This is a genomic window from Micromonospora sp. CPCC 206061, assembly GCF_036906915.1.
Lineage (GTDB): Bacteria > Actinomycetota > Actinomycetes > Mycobacteriales > Micromonosporaceae > Phytohabitans.
On sequence record NZ_JBAKHX010000094.1, the window covers coordinates 19335 to 27872 of the forward strand.

The following is an 8538-nucleotide window of genomic DNA, read 5'->3' on the forward strand; positions in this document are numbered from 1 at the left end:
GCGGTTCGACTGGCGCCGCCGACGTATCTCCCACGCGATCATCCTGTCAGACCATGGCTCGCCTCGGACGCCGCCTTGAACGCCGCGGCGCTGTCGATCGACTCGAAGGGCCAGCACCTGCTGCTGCGATACGAGAGCTGACCTCGCGGCGCGGGGTCAGGGGAGCCCTGTCGCGGCGATCGCGGAGAGGATCGTGTCGGCCGCCGCACGGAGGTCGCCGATCGTGAGGGCGAGGGACCACCACGCGATGGCGGCGAGCGCCGCGGTCTTGGCCGCGCTGCGTAGGGACGCGTGCCGCCGCGCCGCCGGGATCCGGAACGGTAGATGTGCGGTCGCGATGGCGGTGGCGAGGCCCGTGGCGGCGAGCACCAGGGCCGGCTGGGACGCGGCGGGCAGGAGGCCGACCAGCAGTTCCCCGGTGCCGCGCAGGACGTCTTCGACGGCGGGCCACGGCGGAAGGCGCAACCCTCGACCGTCCACCTGGCTCAGGTACGCGGCGAGCGCGCCGGCCGTCCAAACGGCCAACCGGGCACGGCGTACGGCGGTGGAAAGGCGGGCCGGCCGCAGGAGCAGGCAACCCATCACGACCACAGCGGGCAGCGCGATCTGGGCCTGTACCTCCGCGATCCGGGCGACACCCGCCGCGGTCAATACGCCGGGGTCGCCGAGCAGCGGGACGGCGGCGCCCACGAACGTCGCGGCGTATACCGCGGCCATGGCCAGCCCGAGACTCCACAGTGTCCGCCGCAGGCCGATCGACACCGAGTGCAGCACCTGCTGCGAGGGAAGCCGGATCCGCCGCCGGCTCGGGTACCGGTCGGCGACCTCGCGGAGCGCGACGGCGAGGGCCAGCCGCGCGGCGCGTTCGTGGCCCTCGTGCTGGTACACCTCGCGGACCAGACGGGCGTACCAGGGACAGGCTCGGGCGGCGTTCGCGCGGGCGAGTCGCTGCTCCTCGCGTGCGGCGGCCCGGGGATCGGCAAGCACCTCGACGAGTACGGCGTCTGCCTTTGCCGCGACGGCCTCGCCGATGCTGGCCACGAGGTCGCGCTCTGTCCAGTTTGGATTGGCCTGTCCGGCCGGTACGACGATGCGAAGCGTCTCGGCCCGTGCTCGCATGGCGCCGCGTGCGGCCGCGAGGTCACCGCCGGCCCTTGGCGCCGGATCGTCCACAGGGGACAGCGCACCGGTGATGGCGGCGGACACGCCGGCCGACGTGGCGGTCTCGGCCGCCCGCGCGAGCGCTTCCTCGGTACCACCACCCCGGTCGAGCCAGCGGCGCAGCGCGGCCTGGCGCCCCCGTTCCGCGGCGCTGTCGTCCCGCAGCGGCGCCGGGCCGGTGGGCTGGTCGTTGATCCGGTAGGTGAGCTCGTCGAGTTCGAGGGCGACCGCGCCGAGCCACGCGGCGAGGCGCTGGCGGCGTCGCGCGTGCTGGTTGGCGTACGCGCGGAGCATGGCGAAGGCCAGGTCGTAGCGGCCGTGGCGGCGGGCGAGGTCGAGCGCTTCCTCGATCTTGAGGAGCACCGGCACCACGGGATCGGCGTGCCAGGCGATCTCCAACCAGATCGCGGCTTCCGGCTCGTCCCGCCGGAGCTGGCCTGCCGCCTCCAACCGCTCGTGGCCGAGCGCGCTCCGGTCCGCCGCGCGTGCGGCCAGCTCCGGCGCGGATGGGTCCGGCTCGGCCGGAGACAGCGACGCGCCGACTTTGTTGATCATGTCGGCGGCCGTGTCGTGGCCATTGCCGCGGAGGGTTTCGGCCAGGTAGGCGCCGGCGCCGTCGGTGATGCCTCCCTCGGCGAGAGCCGCGGCGAGGATCCGGCCGGTCGCCGCGGGGTCGTGGCCGGCCAGCCGGGCAGCCCCGTCGGCGAGCCCAGTGAGGTCGCCGACGTCGAGCGCCTCCAGGTCGGCCGGCGCGCCGGCTCTCTCGGGCGCCGTGAGGTGCGCCAGCGCGGTGGCGCGCAGATGCTGGCGTACGTCCGCGATGCGTTCCGTGACCGGTGCGCCACGACCGGCCGGGCCGACCAGCCGCAGCGCTTCGATGGACTCGAACCGTTGGGCCGGCGTCCGGGCCGGGCTGACCGCCTGGACGAGCAGCTGCTGGTCGACGGTGCTGCCATGGCCAAGCTCGGTCAGGAACACCGCGGCCCGCACCCGGCTCTCCGGATCCCTGGCGGTCGCCACCGCCCAGGTCAGGTGGTCGGTGGCCCGCTGGCGGGCGCCGGCGTCCGCCACCGACGCGATGGTGTAGGCGGCCCACAGCCCGCCGGCGTCGTCGGGACTGCTGCTGGCCAGGAGCGCGTCGAGCGCCTCGACCGCCGCCCGGTGGTCGTCGTCGGTGCCGGTGAGGATCAGTGCCCGGGCCGCGGCGATGCGTTTGACCGGTGCGGCCCGCCCGTCGCGGGCCAGCCGCACGAGGTGGGCCGATCCGCTCGAGCGCGCGTGCAGTGAGCGCAGGGCGTACGTGAGGGCGGGCAGCGCCGCCTCGTCGACGACCCGCAGGCGCCGTACCGCCGCGAAGCCGGCCGCCACCAGGCGCGCCGCCGACCGTTCGGGCAGCGGCAGGCCGTCACGCAGTACCGCGCAGAACTCCAGCAGGTTCGGGCGCCGGACGAACGGCGGGCGGACGACCGGCCGGGCCCGCAGCAGCCGGCGCAGCACGGGTTCGGCGTCGTTGCCCGCGTCGGCCCACCGGATGAGGCGAAACATGTCAAGGTTCGTGATGCCATCGCGCCGCACCCGGTGCAGCCAGTGCCGGGTGTTCCAGTCGGTACGCACGCTGTAGCCGGCGGCCAGGTACTCGGCGAAGCCCCGGTGGATGAACCGCAGGTCGTCGCCCGCGACGGTGAGCAGGCCGGTGCCGAGCAGCATGGTGCGTAGGTGGCGGGACAGCTCCGGCACCGGCTGCGCGGGCACCTCCTGCCTGCGGAGCCAGTCTTCGGCCAGCGCCGTCGTGGCGATCCGCTCGTCCGCCTCCAGCCGGTGGTGGGCCACGTCTTCGAGCAGTTGCTCGGTGCGGTCGAAGAGCACGTCGACGAGGCGGCCGCCTCCCGACCCGTACACGGCCAGCTGGTCGGTGAGCACGCGGCGCAGCTCCTCCCGGCGCTGCCGGGCGTACACGAGGTTGGTGACGAACCGCTCGTAGAGGCCCGTGCGGCTCATCGGCAGCGGCCCCTGTGGACGGTCCTCGAACACCACCGCGGCGATCGTCGCCAGCAGCGGTACCCGTACCAGCGGATCCAGCCGGCGCACGTCGATCTCGTCGAGGTACGCGGTCGCGTTGCGCTGCCAACCAAGCGGCGTGCGCGCGGTGAACCACGCCTGTGCGAAGCGCCGCAGCCCCGGCCGGTCGAACAGTCGCAGCTCGTAGTCGCCGAACCGCGACCCCGCCGACGGGTCCGGCAGGTGCGCGCCGAGACCGGCCAGCTCCTGGCCGAACAGCGGGCGAGTGGTCACCAGGAACCGCCACGAAGAGCCGTACTCGGCCACCCGGTTGCCGAGTACGTCGATCAGCCGCTGCCGCTGGTCGCGGTCGTAGACCTCGTCGAGCCCGTCCACCAGCAGCAGCCACTCGACTCCCGGCATCGCCGCCGGATCCAGCGTGTCGGGGTCGACGCCGCGGTCGAGGTAGTCGGACAGGTCCCGCTCGACGGCCCCCGCGAGCAGCTCCAGCCAGGGCTGCCGGCCCAGCATCGCGGCCGCCGGCACGCGCAGCGCCAGCGCCGGCCCGTACGGCGCGGGCGCGTCGCTGGCGGCGTCCAGCCACCAGGCGGCGGTCTCCGCGACGATGTGCTGCACCAGCGCCGACTTGCCGGCGCCCGGGCCGCCGACGACCAGCGTGTGCCGGTGCCGGCGCAACACATCGGCGACCGAGCGGACGGGTGCGTCCCGGCCCGGCGCGGCGTACCGTGGCGCGGCCCGCTGCCGTACGTAGACCGTCGACAGTGGGGGAGCCGGCCCGTCGACCAGCCGGTACGGCAGCCGCTCAGCCGCCCTGCACTGGGCGACGAGCAGGTCGTGCAGCGGGCTGCCACGGCCCGGCCGGAGGCGGGGGGCCGCCGGCTCGACGCGCGGCCCGAGCACCCGCGCGTGGCTGGCACGCACCAGCGCCACGTCGGTCGCCTGCACGATCCAGCCGCCGCGCGGGCCGCCGTAGTCGCGCGAGCCCTTGATGACCCCGTACACGAGCCCGGTGCGGACGTCGAGCGCCGGCGCCCCGCTCATGCCGTCGACGATCTCGTCGCCCTTGAGCCGCAGGAACTGGCCGCTGCGCCCGACGACCTCAAGGCCGGCCGTGTCTCGGGCGATCCCGGCGTCCGGTGTGGCCGCGCTGAACCCGTACGCGGACAGCTCCGGCGGGATCGTGAGATCGCCGGCCAGCCGCGCGACCGGGTGGTCCGGCGCCGCCGTCGCCCGGACGAATGCGATGTCCGGGTGCGGGTAGAAGGCCCCGTCACCGCGGGCCGCCGGCTCGCGCACCACGACGTCGCCGGCGAACCGGTGCTCGCGCCACCGCACGACCACCCGGTCGGCACAGTCCCACACGACGTGCGCGCAGGTGACGATCAGGTGCGGCTCGATGAAGAACCCGCTGCCCAGGAACTCGTCGCCGTCCCACAACGACACGGTCGAGTCGCGGACCACGTCGGCCATCGAGGACGCCTGTAGTGTCATCGACCGCCCTTCGCCCTGATACAGGGCACATCTTCGCCGACCATGCCGGACGTGCGAAAGTACTGGGATGCCCGACCAGGTGCCGCACACGAGAACCGTCCCCATCGAACTGCCCGACGGCACCTCCATTCTCGCCGAGGTGACCGCCACGGGATCGGGCGGCGACGCGAGCCGGCGGCGCCTGCGCCTGGACGACATTCGCGGCGACATCACGCGGATCAGCCAGTTCCTGTCGCAGTCGCTGGCTGAGGCGCTGCCCGACCCGCCACGCCGCTACGGCGTCGAGTTCGGGCTCAAGCTCGGCGTGGAGACGACCGGCCTCACGACCATCCTGGCCAAGGCCACCGGCGAGGCGTCGGTGGTCGTCCGCCTGGAGTGGGAACGCCCGTAACGGCTCGCGATCAAGGGCATTCGCATGGATCAAGGGCAAACGCACGCGGCTCGGAGATCGAACCACGTGCGTTTGCCCTTGATCGACCGGGGTGAGGGGCGGCGCGGCGCGCCGCGCGGCGGGTTAGCCGACGTGGACGGCCACGGGGGCTGGGGCGTCGACGCCACCAGCCGTGGTGCCGACCGGGGTGCGGACGTTGCGGATCATTAGGAAGATGAGCAGGGCCGAAGCCGCCAGCAGCACCGCGCTCACCGTGAACGCCACGTTGTATCCGTGCACCACGCCCAGCGGGGTCTGGTCCGGCCCGTTCTCCGTCACGTAGTCGGCCACGGCGTTGGTGAACACCGTGTTGAGCAGCGCCACGCCGAGCGAGCCACCGATCTGCTGGGTGGTGTTGACCATCGCGCTGGCCACGCCGGCGTCGCGGTTGCTGACGCCGGTCAGTGCCGTGTTGCCCAGCGGCACGAACACAAGGCCCATGCCGACCGCCATGATGACCAGGGCGGGCAGGATCAGCGTGGCGTACGACGAGTCGATCCGCAGCTGGGTCAGCCACGCCATGCCGGCGGTGGCGAGGACGCCGCCGACCGTCATCATCACGCGCGGGCCGACCTTGGGCAGCAGGCCGCTGGCCACGATGGCGGTGACGATGATCGCCAGCGAGAACGGCAGGTACGCGATGCCGCTCTTGAGCGGGGAGTACTGCAGCGTGCCCTGGAAGTAGTACGTCATGAACAGGAACATGCCCATCATGCCGGCGCCGAGCAGCACCGAGACCAGGAACGAGCCGCCCCGGTTACCGTGCAGCACCACGCGCAGCGGCAGTAGCGGGTGGGCCGAGCGCGCCTCCCACACGACGAAGCCGACCAGCAGCACCGCGGCGACCGCGAACAGTGCGAGGGTCACGCCGGACGACCAGCCGTCTTCGGCGGCCTTGGTGAAGGCGTAGACGAGCGCGACCAGGCCACCGGTGGCCAGGATGGTGCCGGGAATGTCGTACTTGGTGTTGCCCTCGGCGCGGCTCTCCCGCACGACCGGAAGGGCGAGGAAGAACGCGCCCAGCGCGATCGGGATGTTGACGAGCAGGCACCAGCGCCACGTCGTGTACTCGGTCAGCAGGCCGCCGAGGATCAGGCCGATCGCCGCGCCGACGCCGGAGATGGCGCCGAACACGCCGAACGCCTTCGCCCGGTCCTTGACGTCCGTGAACGTGACCGTGATCAGCGAGAGCGCGGCCGGGGCGAGCAGCGCGCCGAACGCGCCCTGGAGGCCGCGGGCGGCGAAGAGCGTGACCGCGTTGGTCGCGATGCCGCCCAGCGCCGAAGCGAACGCGAAACCGATGAGGCCGATCAGGAAGATCTTGCGCCGGCCGACGTAGTCGGCAATCCGACCGCCGAGCAGCAGCAGGCCACCGAAAGCCAGGGTGTACGCCGTGACGATCCACTGCCGGTTTGCGTCGGAGATGTGCAGTGCTTCCTGCGCTGACGGCATTGCGATATTGACGATCGTCGCGTCGAGCACGACCATGAGCTGGGCGATGGCGATGACCGCGAGCGCCACCCAGCGCTTCGGGTCGGCCGCTGGCACGCCGGCGGGCGGCGCCTCCGTTGCCGCGGCGGGGTTCTGCGACATTTCAATGCCTCTCGGGGTGTGTTCGGGGCACGGCCGTGCGACCGCTCGACCAACGTAAAGATCACTTGCGACAAAAACCGTGCCCGGAAACGCGAAAGGTGTTCACCGTCACAGCTGGACGTATCACGGGGGTCGTTCCGGGTCTCGTTGTTCGTGAATGCGACGGAGGGCTGCCATGGACCGGCCGATCGACGTGGACAGTGTTGACCTGCTCGGCCGGGTACGCGCCGGCGACGAAACGGCCTGGGCCGAGCTGACCGCGCGATACACGAACATGCTCTGGTCGCTGGCGCGCGGGATGCGCCTCAGCGAGCAAGACGCGGCCGACGCCGTGCAGACCACCTGGCTGCGCCTGGTCGAGCGCGTCGACACGATCCGCCACGCGGACCGGGTGGGTGGCTGGCTCGCGACCACGATGCGCCGCGAGTGCCTGGCCGCGATCGCCCGGCGCGAGCGCGTCATGCCCGCAGGCAGCTGGGACGACCTGCCCGCCCCGGCCGACCCCCTGGAAGACGGGCTGATCCGCGAGGAGCGCGACGCCGCGCTGTGGCGGGCGCTGCGCGCGCTGCGCCCCCGTTGCCAGGTGCTGCTGCGGGTGCTCATGGCCGACCCGGCGCCGAGCTACGCCGACGTGGCGCTGGCCCTCGACATGCCGGTCGGCAGCATCGGGCCGACCCGCCAGCGCTGCCTCGCGGCGCTGCGGCAGCTGATGCGCCTCGGCCCCGAGCCGATCTGAACCCGAACTACGACCGAGGACGGCACTGCGATGAGCCCCGACGAAGACGACGACCAGCTGCTTGAGCGGCTCCGGCGAGTAGCGGCCGAGGCGGACGCGGTACCCGAGAACGTGCTGGCGGCGGCGCGCGCCGCGTTCGCGATGCGCGACACCGACGTGGAGCTCGCGCGGCTCGTCGCCGACTCGGCCGAGGCGGGCTTCGAGCCGGTGCGGTCAGGGCCGGTCGCGGCGCGGCTGCTGGCGTTCGACGGCGGCGGCGTGTGCGTCGACCTGGACGTCGAGGTGACCGCCGGCCGCACCGTCCTGATCGGACACGTCAGCGGCGCGGACGCGTGCGTGCTGGAGCGCGGCGACGGCGTCCGCCAGCTGGTGCCGCTCGACGAGCTCGGCCGGTTCCTGATCGGCGGCGTGCGCCCGGGGCCGCTGCGGCTGCGCTGCCGGGGTCCGGCTGGCCGGACGGTGGCCACGTCGTGGGTGACGGTGTGAGGCTTTCACCGGCCGAGTGCGACGAACGAGTGGGCGGTGGCCACGGCGACCGGATCGCCGTCGGCCTCGGCGGCGGCGCGCGCATCGTGCAGCGCGGCGCCGAACGTGTGCCCGGCCAGCAGCCGCTCGTGAAACCCGACCATGACCGGCGCCGTCGCGGCGTCGTTGACCGGCACGATGCTGGCCAGGATGCTGGCGGTGCCGAGCGGCACCAGCGCGCTCACCATGCCCAGCAGCTCGTCGGCGGCGACCTCGGCGGCCACCCCCGACTCGCAGCTGCTGAGCACGAGCCGGGCCGGCGCCCGCCGCAGCCGCCCCAGGTCGTACACGGTCAGCGGCCCATCGTCGAGCGACAGCGCGGAGAACAGCGCGTTATCGGCGCGGAAGACGCCGTGCGCGGCGACGTGGGCGATGGCGGCACCGTCCAGCGCGGCGAGGGCCGCCTCGGCGGTCGCCCGGCCGTCGCTGAGCACGATCGGGTCCGGGTATCCGTCGGCGATGCGCTTGACCTCGGCCGCGCTGCCCGCGAGGCCCGGGCCGACGACGAACGCCGCGTGCCCGCGCCGCGGCGCGGCGCGACCGGCGCGCAGCCAGGTCGCCGCCGACGGCGCCACGGTCACCG

The 8538-nt window shown here is 73.5% G+C and carries 6 protein-coding genes; 3 read left to right on the top strand and 3 right to left on the bottom strand.

What is annotated here, in order from left to right:
• Window positions 1-156: 156 nt before the first annotated feature.
• A complete protein-coding gene (locus V6V89_RS36040; protein ID WP_334624124.1) occupies window positions 157-4671 on the bottom strand; it encodes a trypsin-like peptidase domain-containing protein in 4515 nt (1504 codons plus the stop codon).
• 67 nt (window positions 4672-4738) lie between these two features.
• On the opposite strand from V6V89_RS36040, the gene V6V89_RS36045 reads away from it, so the two are divergent.
• Entirely contained in the window at window positions 4739-5062 is a 324-nt protein-coding gene (locus tag V6V89_RS36045; protein ID WP_334624125.1) for a CU044_2847 family protein, read from the top strand.
• A 123-nt stretch (window positions 5063-5185) separates the two neighbouring features.
• Here the strand turns inward: V6V89_RS36045 and V6V89_RS36050 are convergent, their stop codons facing one another.
• On the bottom strand, window positions 5186-6694 hold the full coding sequence (locus tag V6V89_RS36050) for an MFS transporter (protein ID WP_334624126.1): 1509 nt from the start codon (window positions 6692-6694) through the stop codon (window positions 5186-5188).
• 175 nt (window positions 6695-6869) lie between these two features.
• Between V6V89_RS36050 and V6V89_RS36055 the strand changes: the two genes are divergently transcribed.
• Both V6V89_RS36055 and V6V89_RS36060 read left to right on the top strand, forming a co-directional pair.
• On the top strand, window positions 6870-7430 hold the full coding sequence (locus V6V89_RS36055; protein WP_334624127.1) for an RNA polymerase sigma factor: 561 nt from the start codon (window positions 6870-6872) through the stop codon (window positions 7428-7430).
• A gap of 30 nt (window positions 7431-7460) precedes the next feature.
• Entirely contained in the window at window positions 7461-7916 is a 456-nt protein-coding gene (locus V6V89_RS36060; RefSeq protein ID WP_334624128.1) for a hypothetical protein, read from the top strand.
• Between the two features lie 5 nt (window positions 7917-7921).
• Here V6V89_RS36060 and V6V89_RS36065 read toward each other — a convergent pair.
• Window positions 7922-8538, bottom strand: a 617-nt coding sequence (locus V6V89_RS36065) for a CHAT domain-containing protein (protein WP_334624129.1), incomplete at its 5' end; no start/stop codon positions are given.

Coding starts and splice junctions, on each gene's coding strand:
- V6V89_RS36040 (WP_334624124.1), bottom strand. CDS start 4,671: ATGACACTACAGGCGTCCTCGATGGCCGACGTGGTCCGCGACTCGACC.
- V6V89_RS36045 (WP_334624125.1), top strand. CDS start 4,739: ATGCCCGACCAGGTGCCGCACACGAGAACCGTCCCCATCGAACTGCCC.
- V6V89_RS36050 (WP_334624126.1), bottom strand. CDS start 6,694: ATGTCGCAGAACCCCGCCGCGGCAACGGAGGCGCCGCCCGCCGGCGTG.
- V6V89_RS36055 (WP_334624127.1), top strand. CDS start 6,870: ATGGACCGGCCGATCGACGTGGACAGTGTTGACCTGCTCGGCCGGGTA.
- V6V89_RS36060 (WP_334624128.1), top strand. CDS start 7,461: ATGAGCCCCGACGAAGACGACGACCAGCTGCTTGAGCGGCTCCGGCGA.